Genomic DNA, 21,914 nt, shown 5'->3' on the forward strand with positions numbered 1-21,914 from the left:
AAAAATCATTGAGCGAGACGAGCTACCAACAGCAGGCTTTAGTAGGCGCGACCGGGGTGGAGATGATTATTGCCCTGTACGACGGCGCCATTCGGTTTCTCTATCGGGCGATGCAGTGTGTTGAAGAGGGCGATGTCCACGGACGGCGGGTGGCGGTGAAGAAGGTCATTGACATTCTGATGTATCTTCAGGCGCGGCTGCGGCCGGATGTAGGTGGAGTGGTTGCGGCTTCGCTTGCGGACTTCTATGCGACGATGTTCACGATGACGCTCGAGGCCTCGCACCTTGAGTCGAAGGAGCAGTTCGAGGACGTGATCTCCTTTGTCCGGAATGTGCGCGACGCCTGGGTGGTGGTGGCGCGAGATCCTGAGGCGGGCAGGGTGCTGCCGAGGGAACTGCGGACGCGTGAGGAGAGATTTGTCCCGCCTGTTGCGGAGAGCGCTTCGGATGGAGAGGCTGTGTCGCGCTGGCTTGCCTAGGCGTGTGCGTTAGCGGATCAGATGGCGACGGAGAGCTCTTCTTCGAGACGCTGCTTTTCGAAGAGGCTGGTGTAGTAGCCGTTGCGAGCGATCAGCTGGTCATGGGTTCCAAGCTCTGCGATGCGGCCGCTGACGAGGACGGCGATCTGGTCGGCGTTGCGAGCGGTGGAGATGCGGTGGGAGATAAAGATGGTGGTTCGACCCTGCATGACTTGGCGGAGGCCTGAGAGGATGCGCTCTTCGGTGTAGGTGTCTACCGAGGCCAGTGCGTCGTCGAGGATGAGGATGCGCGGGTTGCGGATGACGGCGCGGGCGATGGAGGTACGCTGCTTCTGTCCGCCGGAGAGGGTGACTCCGCGCTCGCCGACCATGGTGTCGAAGCCGCGCGGAAATTCGAGGATCTCGGTGGCAATGTGGGCGACGGTTGCGGCCTGCTCGACCTGTTCGGCGGACGCGTCCGGTGCGCCGAAGGAGATGTTGTGGCGGATGCTGTCGGAGAAGAGGAAGGTCTCCTGCGGGACGAAGCCGATCTGCTGGCGAATGTTGGCCAAGGGATAGCTGCGTATGGGGAGTCCATCGATCAGTACTGCGCCTGGGGCGGCTTCGATGAGTCGGGGGATCAGATTGACGAGGGTCGATTTGCCTGAGCCGGTGGGACCAACGATAGCTAGGCTGGTGCCGGCAGGAATCTTCAACGAGATGTTGTGCAGGACGTCGTTTCCGGGAGTGTAGGCGAAGCTGAGGTTTCGGAACTCGATGTCGCCTGCAATCTCTTGGGTGTCTTTAAAACGAATGACCTGCTCGGGAGAGACATCCTGGTCGGTGATGGCGGGTTGCTGCTTCAAGAGCTCATCGATGCGAGCGACGGAGGCGGTGCCGCGCTGGAAGAGATTGACGACCCAGCCGATGGCGATCATGGGCCAGGTGAGCTGCACCATGTAGACGTTGAAGGCGGTAAACTGGCCGACGGTGATGCGGTGGGCGACGACCTCGTGTCCGCCGACGAGCAGGGTGATCATGAGCGAGAGGCCGAGGACGAACTCGAGTGTGGGCCAGAGCATGGCCATAAGACGGACGAGGTGAAGGCTGCGTTTGATGTACTCGAGATTGGCGGTCTCGAAGGAGGCGATCTCGGCCTCTTCCTGGGCGAAGGCGCGGATGAGGCGCGCGCCGGAGAAGTTCTCCTGGGCCTTGGCGGAGATGTCGGAGAACATGGCCTGGATGCGCTCGAAGCGGCGGTGGATACGGTTGCCGAAGTATTGGACGAGGACGGAGGCGATGGGGAGTGGGACAAAGGCGCAGAGGGTCAGCTTCGGGCTGATGCGATACATGAAGGGCAGCGCGGCCGCGGTAAAGACGATGGTGTTTGCGCTGTACATGATCGCAGGGCCGAGGAGCTGGCGGACGGCGTTGAGGTCGTTGGTGGTGCGCGCCATGATGTCGCCGGTGCGATGGGTGTGGTAGAAGCTGGGGGACTGGCGTTCGAGATTGGCGAAGAGGTCGTTGCGGAGATCGAACTCGATCTCGCGGGAGGCGCCGATGATGACCTGCCTGGTGATGTAAAGGAAGACTGCGGAGAGGACTGCGATGAGAAGAAGGCGCAGGGAGTGATAGACGATCTTCGATTCGGTAAGGCCGTGCTGCAGGTCGTCAATCGCGTGACCGATGACGGCGGGGATGAGGACCTTGATGGTGTTATAGAGAATAACCGAGACCCCACCCCAGGCGAGGTGCTTCCAATATCGCCGGAGGTAGGGGGCTAGAGGTCGTAGTTTGTCGAACATAGGTGTTTTTTCAAGGATATGTATCGGTTAGCAAGTCGCCTGATGATCAGATGAGGCTAAAGGCTCTCAGGATGCGGAGGCGTCTTCGGTTGAGCCGCGTCTGGAGCAGGTTTGTCGGCGGGTGCGGGTGTTGGAGTCGGCGCAGCGGCAGGATTCGTCGACGGCTGGGCTGGGGCTGGTGTAGCGGTCGGCTGCGGGGTGGGCTGCTTGGGCGCAGGCGGCGTGTCGGACATGGCTACGAGTTCGACGTCGAAGATGAGGTCGGACTTGGCGGGGATAATGGGAGGACGGCCGGACTCTCCATAGGCGAGTTGGTAGGGGATGAAGAGGCGGCGCTTGCCACCAACGTGCATGCCCTGGAAGCCGGTGTCCCAACCTGCGATGACGTGATGTGCGCCGTAGGGGAAGGTGATGGGCTCGCCGCCTGGATGGTCGTGGGAGGAGTCGAACTTGGTGCCGTTGGTAAGCCAGCCGGTGTAGTGGACGGTGTAGTATTTACGCTCCTGGGCGAGCGGGCCGGTGCCGATCTTGGTGTCGATGTATTTGATGGCGTAGAGGGTCTTTGGAATACCGACGACGTGGGGAATGTTGGGTGGGGTAGTGGAGGTCGCGGCGGCGGTATGGTGCGTGGTGGACGCAGTTTTTGCGGGGGTGGGAGTCGTCTGCGCGGTGGCAGCGGCGGTGGTGAGGATGGCCAGGAGTGCGATTGAGGAGAGCTGAACAGTCATGGTTTTTAGTTTAGTGTTTCTTGTTCGTCTGGGTGTGAATTCCATATGGATTCGATGAGTGCTGGGCTCATTGTAGATTGTTGGGTGTGGGTGCCTGCGGGACGACAACAAAGGGACAGGAACGCGAATATTTAGGTAGGGGTGCGGAGGAGCAGGTAGGTGCCGGCGATGCCGAAGAGGACGTCGGGGGTCCATGCTGCAAGGACTGCGGGCAGATGGTTTACGTTGCCGAAGGACTCAAAGATAAGAGCGATGACCCAGTAGGTGATGGCCAGGCCGATGGCGGTGGCGATGCCGGTGAGCGAACCTTTTTTGCCCATGGAGAGGGCGAAGGGGATGGCCAGGATGGCCATGACGAGGGTGATGAGCGGGTAGGCGATCTTCTTGTTTAGCTGCACACTGAGGCGTTGGGTCTCGAAGCCGGATTGTTTAAGGTCGGCGATGTAGTGCGAGAGTTCGTTGTAGCTCATCTCTTGTGACGGGAGATCTTCTTTTTTGAAGTAGCTGGGTTGCTCCTTGATCTCGGGAAAGGTGGAGACGGTGAAGGGCTGGTAGCTGGCGATGGTCTCTCCGGCGAAGGTGCGCTGCCAGCCGTTGTCGAAGACCCAGTTGTCCACCTGCGGGTCCCAACGGGCGCTGGCAGCGAAGATGCGGCGATGGAGGCTGAAGGTGGCGGGATCGAACTCAAAGACGGTGAGATTGGCGAAGGTATCTTTTTCCGCGTTGAAGTACTGGTAGTAGAAGATGCGCGCTGGCTCGCCGTTCTTGGTGGTCTGGCCGGAGATCCACTGGCGGTCGGGGCGCGAGAAGGTCTGGGTGGGCTTGTCCTTGATGACGGAGAGGAGGGCCTCCTGGCGACGGTTGGCGCTGGGGAGGTAGACCTCGTCGAAGAGGAAGAGGCCGGCGGAGATGAGCAGCGTGACGAAGAGGACGGGCGCGATGATGCGATAGAGGCTGATGCCGCTGGACTTCATCGCGGTGAGTTCGGAGGTGCGGTTGAGCGCGCCGAAGGTGACGAGGACGGCGACCAGTCCACAGAGCGGTGTGATGTTGTAGAGGATGTATGGAATGAGGGTGATGAGGTACTCGCCGACCACGATGAGCGGCGTGCGGTTCTTGAAGATCGGACCGATGAGTTCGAAGAAGGTGAAGATGAGAAAGAGTGTAGAGAAGGAGCTGAGGACGATGGCGAAGTTGGTGGCGTACTCGCGCATCACATAGTCGTCGAGCAGCAGAGGGAATTGGATACGGATGACGCCGCGTAGCTTGCGCAGGAGGGTCGCGACGTCGTGAGTGGAGCGAGTGGATCCTGAATCGGAGCCGTTGCCGCTGAGGAGGCGGGTTACGAGATTGCCGAGTTTGACGCCGATGGTGGAGAAGATGCTGAGGGCGATGCCTCCGCGAGACATCTGGTAGAGCAGGATCGCTCCGGCGGTGGCGAAGAGGAGGTTCGCGCCCCAGACGCCGAGGAAAGGCGAGAGCTTGCCCGATTGGGCGAAGGCTACGCCGACCGAGGAGAGGAAGTAGTAGGTGAAGACGAGCAGGATGGTGAGGACGAAGCCGGTGGATTTGCCTCCGCGTTTGGAGGAGATGCCGAGCGGGACGCCCACGAGCATGAGGACGAGGCAGGCGAACGGATAGGAGAAGCGCTTATTGAACTCGATGCGGTAGACGGTGGCTTCGCGTCCGTTGGTGGAGCTGACGGATTTGGCGGCACGCCAGAGTTCAGGAAGAGAGAGCGCCTGGATCGGGGTGTTCATGCGGCCGAGGTGAGTGTCTTCGGGTGCTTCGGTCTCGATCGGGACGTCGGTGGTGTTGAAGGTGGAGATGTTGTACTGGTTGGGGTCGGTGGAGGAGGTGTCGTGCTCGCCGCCGTCGATGAGGTGGAGGCGGATGGTCTGGGCATCGGGTGTGTTGGGCGTGCCATTGACGACGACGGCCTGCTCCGCGGTGGTGATGTGCGGGTTCGCAGGCTCGGTGAGGTCGGCGAGGAAGACGTGGTGCCAGAGAGCGGCGCCGGACGCAGGGGAGACGTCCTGAATGTAGAGGACGCGATCTTTGAACTCCTCGTAGAAGACGCGTGGCTGGACCTCGAAGGAGGCCTGCGACGACTTGAGCGATTCGCCGAGAGTGATGAGGCCGGCGGCGGCGTGGGGAGCGAGATAGAGAGAGTTGAAGAGGCCGAGGAAGAGCGCGATGGTGGAGACGATGGAGACGATGCGGACGAAGTCGATGGCACCCATGCCGGAGGCGCGCATGGCGGTGATCTCGCTGTCTGCGGCGAGGCGCGAAAGGCCGAGCAGGATGCCGACCAGGACCGCCATGGGAATGGTGACGACGAGTGCGTTGGGCAGCGTATAGGCGATGATGCGGGCCACGTCGCCGACGGAGGCGGAGTCGCGAACGACGAACTCGAGGATCTTGCCGAGGTCGCGCATGAAGATGATGAAGGTAAAGAGAGCTCCGCCGAGGAGGGCGTGGGAGGTGACTTCGCGGAGGATGTAGCGGGTGATGATGCGCATGCGCTGGTTGACAGTACCTGTATTGAGTTTATCGTGCAGAGGCCCGGAAAGATCGGCGATTGTGCGAGATAAGCGGATTGAATGATTCGTCCGCGTTTTTGCAGCAGTACCGAATGGTGTGGACGAGGCAACTCGAAGCGTGATTGGGTAATCCATCTATTCAGGCAGCAATTTTTTGAGAGATGCCGCGTCTGTCTGATTCTGTTTCGGTGGGTTGGCGGGGCTGAGAGTGTTTGATTGAGATGAGTGCATTTCCCGTTGATGGACATAATGTTTCGCGAACGATCTTCGATTTTGATGTGACCCAGGCTACTGATACCTCCATTCCACTTCCGCCGAGCACGATTCTTCTGGTGGACGACGATCCTGACATTCGCTCTCTGACGAGGACGTTTCTGGAGCATGAGGGATATGGTGTGTACAGCTCAGGGGACGCGGAGCGGGCTACGCAGATTTTTCGGAGCGTGCCGCAGATCGACCTTGTGGTGACAGATCTTTATATGCCGAACCGGTCTGGGATGGAGTTGGCGGAGGACTTGAAGGCACTGAGGGGCGATGTTCCGGTTCTGCTGATCTCAGGTGGACAGATGGATGGACGACAAAAGGCGCGGCTGCAGGAGGAGGGCTGGAGTTTCCTGGCGAAGCCGTTCCGGTTGCCGGATCTGCTTACTGCGGTGCATCGGATATTGGCTCCTGTGGAGGCTCGGCGGTGGCGTGAGGCGCGTTAGCCTCTAGGATCGACCTTCGCAATGTAACCGACTAAGGATTTGCCAGGAAGCGATAGCCGACTCCGCGTACTGTGAGCAAGTGCTGCGGGTTGGCGGGGTCGTCCTCGATATATCGGCGGAGCCGGACGATAAAGTTGTCGACGGCGCGCGTGTCGGTGTCCTCGTGTACGCGCCAGACCTGTTCGAGGATCTCCTTGCGGGAGACGATCTGGCCCTCGCGATCGGTGAGGTAGCGCAGGAGGTCGGCTTCCATCAGGGTCAGGTGCGTGGTGCGATTGGGTGCGACCAGCTCCAGCTCATCGAAGCGTATGGTGCGGTGGTTGAAGCTGTACTCGGTGGGCTGATCAGAGGGTGCTGGTAGAGCGGCCACGGAGGAGGAGGTGTTTTGCCACGAGGTTCTGCGGAGGAGCGATTTGAGGCGGACCAGAAGGATGTTCAGGTCGAAGGGCTTGGCGAGGTAGTCGTCGGCACCGCCTTCGATGCCTTCGAGGATGTCCTCGGGACGGGAGCGGGCGGTAAGCATCAGGACCGGGGTGTAAAGCTCGGCTGCGCGGAGGGCGCGGACGATGGTGAAGCCGTCGGCGCCGGGAAGCATGCAGTCGAGCAGAATAGCCGCGATGGGCTCTTTGGGGTTGAGGAGATAAGCGAGGGCGGAGTCGCCGTCAAACTCGTGGTGGGTGCGGTAGCCTTCTGCCTGCAGGTTGAAGAGAAGACCCTGGGCAAGATGTTCTTCATCTTCGACGACGACGATCAGGGGTGCGCTGGTTTCGGTCATGGCGGTGTCTGCTGCCTAGATTAAAATTGTATCTCTATTGGTTACGATTTATGCAGCAGCGGCATGAGCAGGCTGCTCACGCCGTTCCATGCAATCTGGACGCCGATGCAGAGGAGGATGAACGCCACGACGCGCAGAATACCGTGGGCCGTGGCGGGAGAGATGGAGCGTGCGATCTTGGGGGCGTAGGCATAACAGAAGTAGATGAGAGCGCTGAGCGCGATGACGGCGATGAAGAGGCCGGCGTGTGCGAGGACTTTGTCCTGGAGGGTGGTCTGGTCGGTATGCACACTAAGGGTCAGCATGACGACGATGCAACCGGGGCCTGCGGTGATGGGAAAGGTGTATGGATAGAAGGCTTTTTGCTGGAGGCTGTTGATCTCTGCCTGCGTGACGGCGGGGACGGCTGCCTCGGTCTTCTCGGGATTGGGGGCGCTGTCCTTTTGATTCAACATGGACCAGCCGATCATGGCGATGACGATTCCCCCGGAGAACTGCACGATGGGGAGTGAGATACCGAAGAAGCCCAGCAGATAAGAGCCGATGAGTTCGATGACGGCGAGAAAGATGACGGTATTGATGGCGATGCGGCGGGCGAGGGCGCGGTAGGCGTCGATCGGCGCTGCACCGACGAGACCGAGAAAGATAAGCGCGGAGCCGAGGGGGTTGATCAGCGGAAGGAGCGCGCTGAAGCCCAGGGCGAAGTATTTCCAGAGTAGAGACATGGAGCTCCCAACATAGATGCAAACCGTGTAATGTCAGGTCGATTGTACTTCGGTGGTGCTATGGAAGGGGCATATCTGGGATGGGGAAGGTGAGCTCTTCGATATGGCCTGTCTTGAAGTCGCTGTAGCGAATCCAGAGCGGCTGGACGAGGAACCATGTGATATTCGGCCACTGAAGATGCTCTCTTCCCTCTGGCCAGGCTTGGAAGTAGAGCTCTTGCGTCTGGCGCAGAAGCTCTCCTTCGGGTTCAGTGGCGATGCCTTCGTACTGCACGGTGATCTCGGCCTCCCAGCCGACGACGAAAGAGACTCGCGGATGTGCTTTGATATTGGTGTACTTCCGCGAGGACTTGAGAGTGTCGAAAGCGATCTGGAGCTGCGGGGAGATTGCAATGCCAACGAGCGCGGACTGAGGATCTCCGGTTGGTGCAATGGTCGCGAGGACTGCAAGCCTGTGTGCGTCGAGGAAGTGATGAAGTTGTTCGAGTTGCATGCCGTATACCGTACTACTGCGATGCGCCGGAGGACCCTGTCGTGGTGGTTGAGTTGGCCAGCGGAAGAGTGATGGTGATGGTGGTTCCCAGTCCTGGGCCTGGGCTGGTGGCCGTGGCGTCGCCTCCGTGTTGGCGCGCGATGTTGCGGACGAGGAAGAGGCCGAGGCCCGTGCCTTTGATGGTCGCCATCGCTCTGCCGGGCACGCGGTAGAAACGGTTGAAGATGCGTTTGAACTGGTTCGGAGGGAGACCGACGCCGGTGTCGGTGACCGTGAGGGTGACCGAGGTGTAGCGCCAGATGGCCAGCGAGCAGACGACATGGACGCTGTTGGGGGAGTATTTAACGGCATTGTCCAGAACGTTGTTGACAGCTGTGCGGAGATCTTCGGCGATACCGTAGACGTGGAGACGGATACCGCCGGGGGTGGGCTGGAGCGTGATGCTGTCGGGCGGTAGGTTATGGCGTTGCAAGGTGATGGCGATGCAGTCGGTGACGAGGGATTCGAGGTTGATCACGGCGCGGCTAAGCTGGCGGTGGCGCTGTCCGAGTTGCCCGGCCTTCAACACCTGTTCGACGGTGGCGAGCAGGCGGTCGGAGTCCGACAGCATGATCCGGTAGAACTCCTGCTTCTGTATCTCGTCGATGGCACCGGAGCGGCGCTGGAGGGTTTCCAGGTAGAGTCGGATGCTGGCGATCGGTGTCTTCAGCTCGTGGGTGACGGCGTTGAGGAAGGAGTCCTGCCGCTCGTTGCGGCGGATCTCGCGGATAAGAAAGACGGTGTTGAGGACGACGCCGGCGATGAGCGCGGAGAAGAGGATGACACCCAGGATGGCGAGGGCGAACGTGCGCTCGTTGAGGATGATCCAGCCGATATTAAGTGCGACCGCGAGGCCGACGGTGAGGACGCCGAGGGTGATGAAGGTCGCGATGGCTCCGCGTCGTCGTGTGATGTTCATGGCCTTGAGGAAGTATAGCGGTGGCGCACTCTAGAGGGTCAGATAACGCTGTGCCAGATTGTCCATGAGATCTTCAGGAGCGCCGCACAGGCCGGTGTGGACAGGCGACACCTGGATGATGGTGCTGCGCGGGGAGACGAGCCAATGGAAGCGCTCGCGTTGGCTAAGCTGCGAGATGGGACCGGAGGCAGAATCGCCGGCGCAGATGCGAGGAAAGGCTTCGAGATGGCTGCGGACCAGATAGAGATCGAGCTTTGGCCACAGTGCGAGCAGCCGCTGCTCGTCGATATGGATGCGGGCTTCGAGGAAGCGGTGTTGCAGGCAGAAGACGAGGACGCCTGCGTTGATGAACTCTTCGCGCTCGACGCGGGGGACGACGCGAATGACCGCGTAGTCAAATGAGATGGGCGCGAGCACGGATGGCCTCCTGGGTAAAGATGGGGGATGCGTTGAGACGCCGGATGAGCAGGTCGAGGTAGGCTGCGCGTGCTTCGGTGGGGCTGGCGTGAGCCGACTGCAGCCACTCATCGGGAACCTGCGCGAGGATGTTGGTGAGTACTTCAGCGTTGAGACGACTGGCTGCATGAGCGGCGGCTTCGTCGAGGCCGGATGCCCACGGCAGGAGGATGTGATGGCGGACATCCGCGAAGGGTGATTCGGCCAGGCGGTCCGCATCGGGCCAGTTGTGGTGAAAGTAGAGTGCGGCTCCGTGGTCGATGAAGTAGAGCTGACGGTGCCAATTCAGCAGATTCGCATTGCGCGCCGTGCGGTCGACGTTGAGCGTGAAGGCGTCGAACCAGACGGCGAGGGAGGCGATACGCGGATCGGCCTTGTCGCCGGCGGCAGGGTCGAACATGGAGGAGCCGGGAAGGTAGTCGAGCGCGAGGTTGAGCCCTGCGCTGGCGCGAAGAAGGTCGCGAATCTCCTGGTCGGGTTCGTTGCGTCCGAGCGCGGGGTCTACCTGGGCGAAGACGAGTTCGGGTATATCGAGACCAAGCGCACGGCCAATCTCACCGGCGACAAGTTCCGCCACGAGAGCGAGCGGGCCTTGCCCGGCGCCGCGAAATTTGACGACGTAGAGGCCAAGATCATCAGCCTCGATGATCGCAGGGAGCGAGCCGCCTTCGCGAAGAGGGGTGACGTACTGGGTGGCGCGGATGGTGCGAAGCATTGCTGCCTAGTGTAGCCGGGAGGAGCCGCTTTGGTGCAAGCGGCTCCCGCAGCAGTGGCTAGCGGACGCGGAAGTCGGCGCGGCAGCCGCGGTCGACCCACAGGCCGCGACGGTCGATGCCCCAAGTGCTGTCGCGAACGCAGGCGGAGCCGCTGATCTGGCGAACCAGGCGGATATCGCGGCTGGGTCCTACGTCACACCAGTTTCTGTGTCCGTCGTTCGAGGAGCACGTAACCACGCGGGCTTGTGACGACGGCGGCGGTCCAGGGCGGCCTCCAGCGGCGACGAACTCGGCACGGCATCCACGATCCACCCAGAGGCCACGGCGGTCGATGCCCCAGGTATTGTCGCGGACGCAGGCGGAACCGCTGATCTGGCGGACGAGACGGGCATCGCGCGCGCCGCCGATGTCACACCAGTTCCTGCGGCCGTCGTTGGAAGAACAGGTGATTCGCGGACCGCCATAGCCGGGTTGCGCGTTAGCGGCTGAAGGGGCAGCGCATGCGGCTGCGATAAATAGGGTGGCGACCAGGAAGAGTTTCGTTATATGTGTCATCTTGCCTCTCTCGAGCTATGGGATTGTCACTTGCTCTTGAAGCGATTGCACTTGCGATTCGGGATGAGGATATCCCGAGGACGGGTGCTTGTCGAGTCTAGATGTGGTAAATAAAAAGGCCGCCACCCTTTCGGATGACGGCCTGATGATGATGGTTGTGCGAAGCGGTTAGATGACGCCGGCTGGCTTGGGGTTTTCAGGATCGAACTTGGCGATCTGAATCTTCTCAGCGAGACCAATCTTCGAGAGCAGCCAGATGCCGTAGTAGTTGATGTCGAACTCGTACCAGGCGAGGCCGTGACGGGCGCTGACCGGGTGAGCGTGGTGGTTGTTGTGCCAGCCCTCGCCGCCGGTGAGAATGGCGACCCACCAGTTGTTGCGGGAGTCGTCCTTGGTCTCGAAGCGGCGCTTGCCCCAGAGGTGTGTGGCAGAGTTGACGAGCCAGGTGGCGTGAAGGCCGATGGTCACGCGGAGGAAGGTTCCCCAGAGGACCATGCTGACTGCGCCGATGACGTGGTGGCCTGCAGGTGCCAGGGCCGCGCCGAGAGCGGCTTGAAGAAGGCCAGTGACGACCAGGGGAACGTAGTGGTACTTGCTGAGCCAGACGTGGACCGGATCCTTGGTGAGGTCGGGGGCGTAGCGGCCAAGGAGGGCGGTCTCGGAGTGCAGGGCGCGGCCGGAGAGAATCCAGCCTGCGTGGGCCCACCAGGTGCCGTCGTGCGGCGTGTGTGGGTCACCCTCGTGGTCGGAGTTCTGGTGGTGGACGCGGTGGGTGGCGACCCAGAAGATCGGTCCGCCCTCAAGCGCGAGGCAGCCGCACATGGTCACGAAGTACTCGACCCACTTGGGGGTGCGGTAGCCGCGGTGGGTCAGCAGGCGATGGTAGGCCATGCCGATGCCGACGTTGATCGCGAAGAAGTACATGACAAAGAAGACGGCGAGATTGGTCCAGGAGAAGAAGAAGAGCGCGGCGATAGCTCCGACATGAAAGAGCCCCATGGCGATCGTGGTGATCCAGTTGATGCGCCCCTGCTGGTGCTCGCGGCCCATGCGAAGATCCTGCTTGATCTTATGGGTCACTTCGGCGACGGCCGGAACGACTGCGGCCAACTTGGGTGCCTTTACCGGAGTTGCTTCGATTGTGCTGAGAGGAGTCATATGCGCGCTGTCCTTTTTACTGCTGATATCGACGCTAACAGGGGCTGAAAGAGCGTGGTGTAACACTTTTGTAATGGCCCCCCAAAAGTGGCAGAGGCAACGTAAAACTTTTGTCGTCGGCTTGTGCGCAGTGATGGCAGTGATGGCAGGGTGTTTCGCGATAGAAGAAATTGATAGGCTGTCAGTATGACTATTGCAACGAGCTTTGCACCGTTTCGTTTGAAGCCCTGGTTTAGTGAACGGGTTTGGGGAAAGACAGATCTGACGCCCTGGTTTTCAGATACTGGCACGACCGAACTGGTGGGTGAGGCGTGGTTGACTGGGCCTCAGTGCGTAGTGGAGACAGGGACGCTTGCGGGTGAGACCCTGACTGAGGTTAGCCAGAAGGCAGGCGGCGAGTTTCCCTTGCTGGTGAAGATTCTGTTTCCTGCGGATAAGCTCTCGGTACAGGTGCATCCGGATGACGCGCAGGCTGCGGCGATGGGCGAGACGAGAGGAAAGACGGAGTGCTGGTATGTGCTGGAGGCCGAGCCGGGAGCAACGGTTGCGCTGGGATTGAAGCCTGGAGTGGGGCCGAAAGAGGTAGAGGCGTCAGTGGCGGACGAGACCATGGAGACGCTGCTGATGCACGTGCCGGTGTCGGTGGGAGACATGCTGTACGTCGATGCGGGGACGGTACACGCGATCGGACCCGGCGTGGTGCTCCTGGAGACGCAGCAGACCAGTGATGTGACCTATCGGCTCTATGATTATGGACGTCCACGCGAGCTGCACCTGAAGAAGGGGCTGCAGGTAATGAAGACGCAGACGGCTGCGGGAAAGATCGCTCCGAGGCAGATGGATGGGTTCACACGGTTGATTGAGCAGAAGTACTTTGTGGTGGATCGTTTCGAGATCGGCGGAGCCGGAAAGATTACAGTTCCTTTCGAGGGCCAGGGCTGTCTTGTAGGCTTGGCGGGGACCGGATCGATCGTCACTTCCGACGGTGACGTGGAACTCAAGATGGGGCAGGCAGTCGTCGTACCTGCAGGCGCAAGCGTAACGGTCGAGACGGGTTCCGGGGCGACGTTTATGCGATGCGTGGCTCCGGTCGAGAAGAACCGATAAGGAATCGAAGGGCAAGCTGCGGGTCAGGCATCAGTGGAGATGGTTGCTAAGCGACCATCTCCACCATGCAAGCCACCACAACTCACCAGCAATTTACCACGCGTTGCACACCGGAACCCGCAAAAAGCCCTGCAAAAACGTCGCTCCACCACATCCAGGAAAAACACGCGATTTCGTCAGAATTAAGGCTTCGGTCGAGTCACCCAAAGCAGCGGCTGGCGAATCGGAAACGTCCGCTGCAACTCCGGAATTGTAGTGTCCGGAGGCAGCTTCGCCCAAAGCTCCGCATACTCTGGCCGATCATACGCGCGCGCCGCAAACAGCAGGCTCGGCGGCCTGATCGGCAGATCGTTAAAGTGCGTAAGATCGGCGCGAAAGGGCCAGCTTCCTCGATTCAAGATATAGGGATAGTGCCGGGCGATCTCTACCCGCATCCCTGGCCCATCCTGCAGTTCGTAGTCCCAGACACTCTCGAACCGCGTGGTGACTAGAAGACAGATCGCAGCAAACATGTCCAGATTGAAGAGAGAGTTGCGGTAAGGATTCGCCATAGTCAGTTCATGCGGAAACGTCCCGTCTGCGAGCATTTGAGCGCGAACCGCACTGGCCTGATACTGATGACGAATCGCGGTAAGCGCACGATCGTCCTGCTCCTGCGTGAGGTGCGCGATGGCCGCAGCCTGCAGCAGCCACGAGGTTCCATGATGGCTCTTGTTGTCGCGTGCAAGGCCAGCAAGACGTGAGCTATTGAGCCAGGCAAAGTAATCGGCGAACCACTGATTCAGAGCAGCAAGATCGGGCGCCGAAAGAGCCTCTGAGACGGCAAGGAATGGAACGGATTGAACGACCTCCGCAAGATGCACTGCTTCGATGAGGCCTTCAAATCGCCCCGTCTTTGCAGGCAGGATCGTCTGCGCATACAACACGCTCGGAGTCATTCTGGTAGAAGACTCGATGAACCAGGCTCGCAGATGTGCAACAGCTTGTTGTGCGTAGCGCTGGTCTTTGGTCAAGACAAAGGCAGCGGTTAGTGCAGGCACATAAAGGCTGAAGTTCAAAAGTGCATCGCGATGGGCTGTAAAGGCGGCGGGATTGGGTGGGCCACCGGTGCGGGCGATGTAGGGGCCGGTTGGATTGGCAGGGTCGGGCCAGTAGTCCTCGGCCTCGGAGTAGAAGTCGTGGGGTGTTCCGGGACTGCGTGGGCAGGGGAGTGCGGTGAGGGGAACGGGCGGTTGCGAGAGGTAGAGGTCGGCGGCGTGCAGGATGCGGTTGCGGTCGATGGCGGCGACGTCAGGACGTGCGGTGGGCTTGGTCTGCGCCGAGAGAAGCTGCGGCGAGAGGAGGAGCGTTGCGGCCTGGGTGCAGAAGGTTCGTCGGGTGCTGGTCATGGCAGTCGATGCTGTCGGCGGAAGAGTATCACGATGCGAGGGAGGATGTGTCATTGGCTGGAGGCTATGACGAGGGCGATGTTCGACGGTAGGATTGACCACATGCGTGTGTTCCTGCGGGTTGCGATGGTTGGGATTACTGGCTGGTGGTTTGCGGCTCCGGCGATGTGGGCTGCTGGTAAGACGGTTCGAGTGTGCGTGCGCGATGCGCAGGACACTTCGATCGCCGGCGCGAGGGTTCAGGTGGGTTCGTCGCAGGCGGTGGTCAGCGATGACGGCGGTTGCGTGGCGGTGAACGGAGACGCGAATGCGCTGGTGGCGATTGCGAGGGATGGATTCAAGGAGGTCTCTCGGACGCTGGGAGACGAGGACCAGATTGTGGTGGTGATGCAGGTTGCGGGAGCTTCGGAGCAGGTCGAGGTGACGGCGACGCGAACTCCGCTGGCGCTTGAGGCGACGGCGAGCAGCGTGCGGACGATGACTGGGGAGCAGTTGCGGACGGCTCCTGGATTCACGCTGGACGATCGGCTGCGCGAGGTTGCTGGTTTCCAGCTCTTCCGGAGGACGAGTTCGTGGGTGGCGAATCCGACGACGGAGGGAACGACGCTGCGCGGGCTTGGTTCGACGGCGGCGAGCAGGACGCTGGTGCTGAGCGATCAGGTGCCGTTGAACGATGCTTATGGAGGATGGATTCACTGGAGCGAGATTCCGGCGCTGGCGACGCGTGAGGTGGTGCTGATGCGCGGAGGAGCTTCGGATCTGTATGGGTCGAGTGCGATTGGAGGCGTGATCGACGTTGTTCCGGTGGTACCGAAGCGATTCGACTATGCGCTGAATGCTGCGGGCGCGAGTGAAGGAACCTCGATCGTCGATGGGTTGATTACGGGCGGAGATAAGGGTTGGAACGGACTTGCAGCGGCGAGCGTGTTTCAGACGGATGGATACATTCTGACTGCTCCTGCGCTGCGTGGACCTGTGGATGTGAACTCGGACGATCACTCGCAGAGCGGACGCGTGGAGTTGCGGCGAACCTTCGGCAGCGAGAACGACGCGTTTCTGCGTGGGAATGTGTTGAACGAGGCGAGAAGCAATGGAACTCCGCTGCAGTTCAACGGGACGCGCATCTGGCGTTATGTTGGCGGAGGAGATTGGTCGGCTGGCGATGTGGGGCGGTTTCTGATGCGGATCTATGGGACGGATCAGAGCTTCAGTCAGAGTTTTTCGGCGATCAATGCGACGCGAACCTCGGAGAAGCTGACGGCGTTTCATGTCGATCCTTCGGAGCAGGTGGGTGGCACGGTGCAGTGGGCGAGGAGTTACAGGAAGCTGACGCTGGTGGCGGGTACCGATGTTCTGGATAACCGCGGGAACGATGTGGAGGAGCTGTCGCAGGTGAGTCTGAGTGCGCGGCAGCGGGGCGAGGGCGTGTACGGCGAGGTGTTGTGGCAGCCTTCGACGTGGTCGATTGCGTTTTCGTCGCGCTACGACCACTTTGGCAGCTTCGACGCGCGGCAGGTTGGGGGCACGCCGCAGCCGCTGCCGAGCATCGACGAGAATGTGTTCGACCCGAGGCTGGGTGTGGTGAAGAAGGTGGCGGGCGGCCTGTCGCTGACGGGTTCGGCGTTCCGGGCGTTTCGAGGGCCGACGATGAATGAGCTTTATCGGCAGGGGCAGGTGGGGCAGCAGATTACGTTGGCCAATCCGAGCCTGCGTTCGGAGCGGGCGACGGGCTTCGAGTTCGGCGCGCTGGCGAGCGTGGGGCGGTTCGGGTCGGTGCGCGGGGGGTACTTCTGGACGCAGGTGAACCGGCCGGTGGCCGCGGTGACGTTGAGTTCGACGCCGACGAGCACGCTGCTGGAGCGAGAGAATCTTGGGCAGTTGACCAGCAAGGGGCTGACGGCGGAGTGGGAGTTGAGGCCGGTCCGCTTTATGACGCTGATCGGCGGGTACCAGTATGCGATCTCCACGGTGACGAAGTTCCAGGTGCAGCCTTCGCTGGTGGGGAACTGGACGCCGCAGGTACCGCGCAACATGGCCACGCTACAGATGCGCTTCGAGCGGGCGCGGTGGGGCATGGTCAGCGTCGATCTGCGGACGAGCGGACACCAGTTCGACGACCAGGCCAACCAGTTTCGGCTGGCGGGGTATGCGCAGGTGGACCTGTACGGCGAGCATCGCTTTGGCGAACGCTGGCGGGTTTATAGCACGGTGCAGAACCTGGGCAATCAGCCGGTGGAGGCGGGAAGAACACCACTGCTGACACTTGGATCTCCACGGACGGTGACGGTTGGGGTACGGCTTCACTAATGGTGGGGAGGGGTACCCCCACCCCCTGGGGGGTACCCCTGGCTAAATCGTTTTGAATGAGCATTTTGTGAAATTTGGTCTTTGTAAAATTCTCTTTCTAAATGGGTTACGGGTAAAAATTTGTTTCTAAAGGACTTAGCGGATAAATAGAAGAACCCCGGCGATTTCACCGGGGTTCTTCTGTTTGTCTGTGACTTCTTTTGATCTCTATATCCAGTATAGAGGTTGAGAGATAACTCCTACGCAGCGGTTATGTTGTTGTGCTGGCTTGGTTTACGTGCATTCGGGGCTTGACAGGCTTCCGGTCAGCCAAGTTCAGGGAGGGGAATGAGTTCGTCCGGGCTGAGGCGCGGGGTGTCGTTCTTGTTTTTGTCGTGGAGGCGGCCGAAGGTGGTCTCGAGGAGTCTCTGCATCTTGTTGGCGGCTCCGGAGAGTGCGGTTTGAATGTCGGCGGAGTCGTTGGTGACGGTGAGGGAGGGATAGTGCCTGGGGCGAGCTTCGAGGATACAGCGCTTATCCTGCGGGCCTGATTTGTCTCCATTCTCGTCGCTGAGGTGGACCTCGATGCGAGTGAGTTGAGGTTCGAACCTGTTCAAGATGCGGTGGAGGTCGGCTTCGATCAAGCCGGAGAGTTTTGCATGCATTGGGATGTTCTTATCGCTGTTGATCTGTATCTGCATTCGTACGCTCCTTCAAGTGCCTTTGAGCTTAGACGCAGTCAGTTGCTTGGTGGTGGCTGGTATTTTTGCACAGATTGCGGGGGGTGTTCGGGTTGAGGAAGAACAGGCAAAGGCAGAAGCAGATCCCTGCGGGATGACAAACAAAAAGACAGAGGAGAGCAAAAAGACCGCGGATAGGTCGATACACCCCAGTGAGATTTTGAGGTAGATCTGTCTGAACTTTTGGCTCTATCCTTCGTAACTGATCGGATGAGGGCAGCTATGCGGGTAGATGACGTCGTCGTCGGGAGCAGGTCTGGATCTTCAACGGGGTCTTCGCGTGGGCCTTCTTCGGGGTTTACTTCGGGTGTGGCCATCGTTGGTTATGTCGCGCTGGTGCGGCTTGTGCTCTATCTCTTTGCGGGGCCGCACTATGGATACTTTCGCGATGAGTTGTACTACCTGGCGTGCGGGGAGCATCCTGCGTGGGGATATGTGGATCAGCCGCCTTTGATCGGGTGGATTACGTGGCTGTTGGAGCATACGATCGGGAGTTCGCTGTGGGCGTTGCGGTTGCTGCCGGCGCTGGCGGGGGCGGCGACCATCGTTCTGGTGGGGCTACTGGCGCGTGAGTTGGGAGGGCGGCGGTGGGCGATGTTTCTTGCTTCGCTGGCGGTGCTGCTGGCTCCGGTTCTGCTTGCGCTGTCGCATCTGTTTACGATGAACGCGTTCGATCCGTTGTTCTGGACGGGGATTGCTTATTTGATTGTGCGTATCGCTAAGAGTGAAGAGGACAAAGAGGAACGGCTGTGGCTGGCGGTGGGTGCCTTGGCCGGAATTACGATTCTGAATAAGTACGGCATTGTCTTCTGGCTTTCAGGGGCGGTGCTGGGTGTGTGCCTGACGCCGTTGCGGAGGAGTCTGCGTCATGGGTGGTTCTGGCTGGGGTGCATGCTGGCGGCAGTGATTGCGCTGCCGAACTTCGTGTGGCAGTGGAGGCATCAGTTTCCGTTTCTTCAGTTGATGCATAACGTGCGGGAGAGCGGGCGCGATATTGTGCTGGGGCCGATGGCGTTTCTTGCGGCGCAGGCGCAGATGCTGGGGTTTGTTGCGGCGGTGCTGGTGGTGTTTGCGCTGCTGTTTTTCTTTTCGGAGAGGGGGCGCGGGGTTCGCGTGTTGGGGTGGGCTTACGTGGTGTTCCTGGTGGAGTTGATGGTGCTTCATGGCAAGATGTACTACCTTGCGCCGGTGTATCCGATGATGTTTGCGGCGGGTGCGGTGTGGATTGAGGGCGTGACGGAGCGCAGGATGTGGGTGTGGGTGAAGCCGGTGCTGGCGCTGGCGATGGTTGCGGTGGGAGGAGTGTATCTGCCGACGATTCTGCCGGTGTTGAGCGTGCCGAAGTTTCTTGCGTACGAACATACGATGGGGATCGAGCAGCAGAAGTTCGAGCATATGCCGGAGGGCGTGCTGCCGCAGTTGTATGCGGATATGTTTGGCTGGGAAGGGATCGCGCAGAGGGTGGGGGCGTACTACAAGACGCTGTCGCCGGAGGAGCAGAGGAAGACGGCGATCTTTGCGAATAACTATGGAGACGCCGGGGCGATTGATTTTTTCGGGCCGAAGTATGGGTTGCCGAAGTCGATTGGGGGGCATCAGAACTACTGGATATGGGGGCCGCGTGGATATACGGGGGAGAGCTTGATCGTGCTGGGTGAGGGGCACGAGAGCAATATGCAGACGAAGTGCGCGAGCTATTCGGTGATCGGGAGTACGAAGGATCCGCTTTCGCGGAGGGATGAGTGGCTGCCGATCTATCACTGCAGGGGGTTCAAGTGGAATCTGCAGGAGGTTTGGCCGCAGATGAAGAAGTGGAATTGAGGGGAGGGGGAGGCGTCATCCCACGACCGACGGCCGGAGGTGGGATGACGCATCGTGGGGTTAGGAGATGACGGCGTTGACGAGTTGCTGGGCTTCGGTCTGGATTTGCTTGAGGTGGTCCTTGCCTTTGAAGGACTCGGCGTAGATCTTGTAGACGTCTTCGGTGCCGGAGGGACGGGCGGCGAACCAGCCGTTTTCGGTGGAGACTTTGAGGCCGCCGATGGGGGCGTGGTTGCCGGGGGCTTCGGTGAGGATGGCGGTGATGGGTTCGCCGGCTAGTTCTTTGGCGGTGACCTGCGCGGGGGAGAGTTTGGCGAGCTTGGCTTTTTGTTCTTTGGTGGCTGCGGCGTCGATGCGTTCGTAGACGGGGTCGCCGTATTTGGCGGTGAGTTCGGCGTAGAGCTGGCCGGGGTCTTTGCCGGTTCGGGCGGTCATCTCGGCGGAGAGGAGGCCGGGGATGAGGCCGTCCTTGTCGGTGGTCCAGACCTGGCCGTTGCGGCGGAGGAAGGTGGCTCCTGCGGACTCTTCGCCGACGAAGCCGAGGGTGCCGTCGATGAGGCCGTCGACGAACCACTTGAAGCCGACGGGGACTTCGAGCATGGGGCGGTTGAGGCCTTTGGCGACGCGGTCGATGATGGAGGAGGAGACGAGGGTTTTGCCGATGCCGACTTTGTCGGACCAGTGGGGACGGTTGGTGAAGAGGTACTGGATGCAGACGGAGAGGTAATGGTTGGGATTGAGGAGGCCGGTGGTGCGGGTGACGATGCCGTGGCGGTCGTGATCGGTGTCGGCGGCGAAGGCTACGTCGTACTTGGCTTTATTTTCGATGAGAGAGGCCATCGCATAAGGGCTGGAGCAGTCCATGCGGATCTTGCCGTCCCAGTCACAGGTCATGAAGCGGAAGGTGGGGTCGGTGTAGGGGTTGAGGATTTGGAACGGAAGGTGATACTTATCGGCGATGCGGGGCCAGTAGTGGACGCCGGCTCCGCCGAGGGGATCGACGGCGAGTTTGAGGGTGGTGCCGGCGAGGACTTCGAAGTCGATGACGCTGGCGAGGCCGTCGACGTAGGCGGTGATGTAGTCGTGGCGGTGGGTGGTGGAGGCGGCGAGGGCTTTGGTGTAGGGGATGCGTTTTACTTCTTTGAGGCCGTCGGCGATGAGGGTGTTGGCGCGGTCTTCGATCCACTTGGTGGCAGTGGTGTCGGCTGGGCCACCGTTGGTGGGGTTGTACTTGAAGCCGCCGTCTTCGGGTGGGTTGTGGGAGGGGGTGATGACGATGCCGTCGGCGAGGTTGATCTTGCGGCCGCGGTTGTAGGTGAGGATGGCGTGGGAGAGCGCGGGGGTGGGGGTGTAGGCGAGGTCGGCGTCGACCATGGTTTCGACGCGGTTTGCGGCGAGGACTTCGAGGGCGGTGGCGAAGGCGGGCTCGGAGAGGGCGTGGGTGTCCTGCGCGAGGAAGAGGGGGCCGGTAGTGTCCATGTCGGCGCGGTAGTCGCAGATGGCCTGGGTGATGGCGGCGATGTGGTCTTCGTTGAAGGCGGTGTGGAGGGCGCTGCCGCGGTGGCCGGAGGTTCCGAAGGCGACGCGCTGGGCGGGGATGGCGGGGTCGGGGTGGAGCTCGTAGAAGGCGGTGATGAGGCGGGGCACGTTGACCAGGTTTTCGGTGAGGGGGAGGTGGCCGGGTTGGTTCGGTGCCTTGGGGTTGGTGCTCATGCCTGGATTCCTTTTCTGGGTTCGATCGTTTGTCGTGGAACGGATAAGCCGTTCAGTAGCTATGCCTGTAGAGATGAGATGCTGGTTTTGAGGATTGCCTGGTTGAAGGCCGTGGGAATCATGTCCCTGAAAAATTGTGACACGGAAGTCGCAGGGAAAGATGCTTGTGTTTTGAGGGCGCTTAGCCTAAAACGGGAATGTTCCCTATTGTTGTTCCCAGAATGAATCATGAAATGGTCCGTGCTGTCTCGGCGTGTGCTGTAGAGATTGGATCGTTGGAGGATGGAATGGCGTTCGCAGGCGCGTGATGCGCGGCGGGCGTTGCGCCATGAGTGGCTGGATGGACCTGGTACGGAGGATGGTCTTGTTGTGGGCGGGGCTGGCGGTGGTGTGGACCGCGGGACGGCCTGCGTTTGCCGTTGAAGCTACGTTGACGGCGGATGCTCATGTGAACAGCGCGCTGCCTGGGGTTAACAGCGGGGCGATCTCGAATCTGAATGTGGGCGCGGGGTATACGTCGCTGCTGCAGTTCGACCTGTCGGGGCTGCCGGCTGGGACGACGGCGGCGCAGGTGTCGCGGGCTACGCTGCGGTTGTATTGCAATCGGTTGAATGCGGCGGGAGCGATGAGTGTGCAGCCGGTGGGGGCGGCTTGGGGTGAGTATAGCGTGACGTTTGCGACGCTGCCTTCGCTGGGGAGTGCGGTGCAGACGGTGACGGTGGGGCAGGCGGGTGCGTACGTGGCGGTGGATGTGACGGGGCTGGTGCAGGGGTGGGTGGGTG

Annotated in this window: 20 protein-coding genes; 6 read left to right on the forward strand and 14 right to left on the reverse strand. The window is 60.7% G+C overall.

Translation table 11 applies throughout. The features are described 5' to 3' along the window. The first annotated feature begins 8 nt into the window (after positions 1-8). The gene (fliS, locus tag GSQ82_RS19575; protein WP_158793973.1) at positions 9-479 is read left to right on the forward strand and encodes a flagellar export chaperone FliS; all 471 of its coding nucleotides are present in this window, start codon (positions 9-11) and stop codon (positions 477-479) included. A 17-nt stretch (positions 480-496) separates the two neighbouring features. Here the strand turns inward: fliS and GSQ82_RS19580 are convergent, their stop codons facing one another. From GSQ82_RS19580 to lptF, 3 genes are all read right to left on the reverse strand, one after another. Next, entirely contained in the window at positions 497-2,263 is a 1,767-nt protein-coding gene (locus tag GSQ82_RS19580) for an ABC transporter ATP-binding protein (RefSeq protein WP_158793974.1), read from the reverse strand. A 56-nt stretch (positions 2,264-2,319) separates the two neighbouring features. After that, entirely contained in the window at positions 2,320-2,991 is a 672-nt protein-coding gene (locus tag GSQ82_RS19585) for an FKBP-type peptidyl-prolyl cis-trans isomerase (protein ID WP_216847129.1), read from the reverse strand. Between the two features lie 131 nt (positions 2,992-3,122). Continuing rightward, positions 3,123-5,513: an LPS export ABC transporter permease LptF gene (gene lptF / locus GSQ82_RS19590; RefSeq protein ID WP_158793975.1), complete on the reverse strand. Its 2,391-nt coding sequence runs from the start codon at positions 5,511-5,513 to the stop codon at positions 3,123-3,125. Positions 5,514-5,755: 242 nt separating this feature from the next. On the opposite strand from lptF, the gene GSQ82_RS19595 reads away from it, so the two are divergent. Then, entirely contained in the window at positions 5,756-6,241 is a 486-nt protein-coding gene (locus GSQ82_RS19595; protein WP_158793976.1) for a response regulator, read from the forward strand. Between the two features lie 31 nt (positions 6,242-6,272). On the opposite strand, the gene GSQ82_RS19600 is transcribed toward GSQ82_RS19595, so the two are convergent. The 8 genes from GSQ82_RS19600 to GSQ82_RS19635 form a co-directional block, all read right to left on the reverse strand. Beyond that, complete coding sequence (locus GSQ82_RS19600) at positions 6,273-7,016, reverse strand: response regulator transcription factor (RefSeq protein ID WP_158793977.1); 744 nt, start codon at positions 7,014-7,016, stop codon at positions 6,273-6,275. A 41-nt stretch (positions 7,017-7,057) separates the two neighbouring features. After that, positions 7,058-7,741 (reverse strand): MarC family protein, encoded by a 684-nt coding sequence (locus GSQ82_RS19605; RefSeq protein WP_158793978.1) that lies wholly within the window; start codon positions 7,739-7,741, stop codon positions 7,058-7,060. Positions 7,742-7,799: 58 nt separating this feature from the next. Further along, on the reverse strand, positions 7,800-8,234 hold the full coding sequence (locus tag GSQ82_RS19610) for a pyridoxamine 5'-phosphate oxidase family protein (RefSeq protein ID WP_158793979.1): 435 nt from the start codon (positions 8,232-8,234) through the stop codon (positions 7,800-7,802). Positions 8,235-8,247: 13 nt separating this feature from the next. Next, complete coding sequence (locus GSQ82_RS19615) at positions 8,248-9,192, reverse strand: sensor histidine kinase KdpD (RefSeq protein ID WP_158793980.1); 945 nt, start codon at positions 9,190-9,192, stop codon at positions 8,248-8,250. A 30-nt stretch (positions 9,193-9,222) separates the two neighbouring features. Further along, entirely contained in the window at positions 9,223-9,609 is a 387-nt protein-coding gene (locus tag GSQ82_RS19620; RefSeq protein WP_158793981.1) for a DUF3037 domain-containing protein, read from the reverse strand. Beyond that, positions 9,587-10,363 (reverse strand): HipA family kinase, encoded by a 777-nt coding sequence (locus GSQ82_RS25195; protein WP_158793982.1) that lies wholly within the window; start codon positions 10,361-10,363, stop codon positions 9,587-9,589. The genes GSQ82_RS19620 and GSQ82_RS25195 overlap by 23 nt, the downstream gene beginning before the upstream one ends. 58 nt (positions 10,364-10,421) lie before the next feature. Then, complete coding sequence (locus GSQ82_RS19630) at positions 10,422-10,919, reverse strand: DUF3011 domain-containing protein (protein WP_158793983.1); 498 nt, start codon at positions 10,917-10,919, stop codon at positions 10,422-10,424. Positions 10,920-11,087: 168 nt separating this feature from the next. Further along, positions 11,088-12,077: a fatty acid desaturase gene (locus tag GSQ82_RS19635; RefSeq protein WP_158793984.1), complete on the reverse strand. Its 990-nt coding sequence runs from the start codon at positions 12,075-12,077 to the stop codon at positions 11,088-11,090. A gap of 186 nt (positions 12,078-12,263) precedes the next feature. Between GSQ82_RS19635 and GSQ82_RS19640 the strand changes: the two genes are divergently transcribed. After that, positions 12,264-13,184, forward strand: a complete 921-nt coding sequence (locus tag GSQ82_RS19640) for a type I phosphomannose isomerase catalytic subunit (RefSeq protein ID WP_158793985.1) — start codon at positions 12,264-12,266, stop codon at positions 13,182-13,184. A gap of 182 nt (positions 13,185-13,366) precedes the next feature. Here the strand turns inward: GSQ82_RS19640 and GSQ82_RS19645 are convergent, their stop codons facing one another. Then, positions 13,367-14,572 (reverse strand): alginate lyase family protein, encoded by a 1,206-nt coding sequence (locus tag GSQ82_RS19645; protein WP_158793986.1) that lies wholly within the window; start codon positions 14,570-14,572, stop codon positions 13,367-13,369. Between the two features lie 66 nt (positions 14,573-14,638). Between GSQ82_RS19645 and GSQ82_RS19650 the strand changes: the two genes are divergently transcribed. After that, complete coding sequence (locus GSQ82_RS19650) at positions 14,639-16,879, forward strand: TonB-dependent receptor (protein ID WP_158793987.1); 2,241 nt, start codon at positions 14,639-14,641, stop codon at positions 16,877-16,879. 305 nt (positions 16,880-17,184) lie between these two features. Here the strand turns inward: GSQ82_RS19650 and GSQ82_RS19655 are convergent, their stop codons facing one another. Next, positions 17,185-17,559, reverse strand: coding sequence for an HPF/RaiA family ribosome-associated protein (locus GSQ82_RS19655; protein WP_158793988.1), 375 nt, complete (start codon positions 17,557-17,559; stop codon positions 17,185-17,187). A gap of 261 nt (positions 17,560-17,820) precedes the next feature. Here GSQ82_RS19655 and GSQ82_RS19660 point away from each other — a divergent pair, with 261 nt between their 5' ends. Next, on the forward strand, positions 17,821-19,419 hold the full coding sequence (locus tag GSQ82_RS19660; RefSeq protein WP_158793989.1) for a glycosyltransferase family 39 protein: 1,599 nt from the start codon (positions 17,821-17,823) through the stop codon (positions 19,417-19,419). Between the two features lie 60 nt (positions 19,420-19,479). On the opposite strand, the gene pgm is transcribed toward GSQ82_RS19660, so the two are convergent. Beyond that, positions 19,480-21,132: a phosphoglucomutase (alpha-D-glucose-1,6-bisphosphate-dependent) gene (gene pgm / locus GSQ82_RS19665; RefSeq protein WP_158793990.1), complete on the reverse strand. Its 1,653-nt coding sequence runs from the start codon at positions 21,130-21,132 to the stop codon at positions 19,480-19,482. 340 nt (positions 21,133-21,472) lie between these two features. On the opposite strand from pgm, the gene GSQ82_RS19670 reads away from it, so the two are divergent. Further along, a partial coding sequence (locus tag GSQ82_RS19670) for a DNRLRE domain-containing protein (RefSeq protein ID WP_158793991.1) occupies positions 21,473-21,914 on the forward strand: 442 nt, incomplete at its 3' end.

It is taken from the genome of Granulicella sp. L60 (genome assembly GCF_009765825.1).
GTDB lineage: Bacteria > Acidobacteriota > Terriglobia > Terriglobales > Acidobacteriaceae > Edaphobacter.

Coding starts and splice junctions, on each gene's coding strand:
- GSQ82_RS19660 (WP_158793989.1), top strand. CDS start 17,821: ATGCGGGTAGATGACGTCGTCGTCGGGAGCAGGTCTGGATCTTCAACG.
- lptF (WP_158793975.1), bottom strand. CDS start 5,513: ATGCGCATCATCACCCGCTACATCCTCCGCGAAGTCACCTCCCACGCC.
- GSQ82_RS19645 (WP_158793986.1), bottom strand. CDS start 14,572: ATGACCAGCACCCGACGAACCTTCTGCACCCAGGCCGCAACGCTCCTC.
- pgm (WP_158793990.1), bottom strand. CDS start 21,132: ATGAGCACCAACCCCAAGGCACCGAACCAACCCGGCCACCTCCCCCTC.
- GSQ82_RS19585 (WP_216847129.1), bottom strand. CDS start 2,991: ATGACTGTTCAGCTCTCCTCAATCGCACTCCTGGCCATCCTCACCACC.
- GSQ82_RS25195 (WP_158793982.1), bottom strand. CDS start 10,363: ATGCTTCGCACCATCCGCGCCACCCAGTACGTCACCCCTCTTCGCGAA.
- GSQ82_RS19615 (WP_158793980.1), bottom strand. CDS start 9,192: ATGAACATCACACGACGACGCGGAGCCATCGCGACCTTCATCACCCTC.
- GSQ82_RS19635 (WP_158793984.1), bottom strand. CDS start 12,077: ATGACTCCTCTCAGCACAATCGAAGCAACTCCGGTAAAGGCACCCAAG.
- GSQ82_RS19610 (WP_158793979.1), bottom strand. CDS start 8,234: ATGCAACTCGAACAACTTCATCACTTCCTCGACGCACACAGGCTTGCA.
- GSQ82_RS19630 (WP_158793983.1), bottom strand. CDS start 10,919: ATGACACATATAACGAAACTCTTCCTGGTCGCCACCCTATTTATCGCA.
- GSQ82_RS19605 (WP_158793978.1), bottom strand. CDS start 7,741: ATGTCTCTACTCTGGAAATACTTCGCCCTGGGCTTCAGCGCGCTCCTT.
- GSQ82_RS19600 (WP_158793977.1), bottom strand. CDS start 7,016: ATGACCGAAACCAGCGCACCCCTGATCGTCGTCGTCGAAGATGAAGAA.
- GSQ82_RS19640 (WP_158793985.1), top strand. CDS start 12,264: ATGACTATTGCAACGAGCTTTGCACCGTTTCGTTTGAAGCCCTGGTTT.
- GSQ82_RS19650 (WP_158793987.1), top strand. CDS start 14,639: ATGACGAGGGCGATGTTCGACGGTAGGATTGACCACATGCGTGTGTTC.
- GSQ82_RS19580 (WP_158793974.1), bottom strand. CDS start 2,263: ATGTTCGACAAACTACGACCTCTAGCCCCCTACCTCCGGCGATATTGG.
- GSQ82_RS19655 (WP_158793988.1), bottom strand. CDS start 17,559: ATGCAGATACAGATCAACAGCGATAAGAACATCCCAATGCATGCAAAA.
- GSQ82_RS19595 (WP_158793976.1), top strand. CDS start 5,756: ATGAGTGCATTTCCCGTTGATGGACATAATGTTTCGCGAACGATCTTC.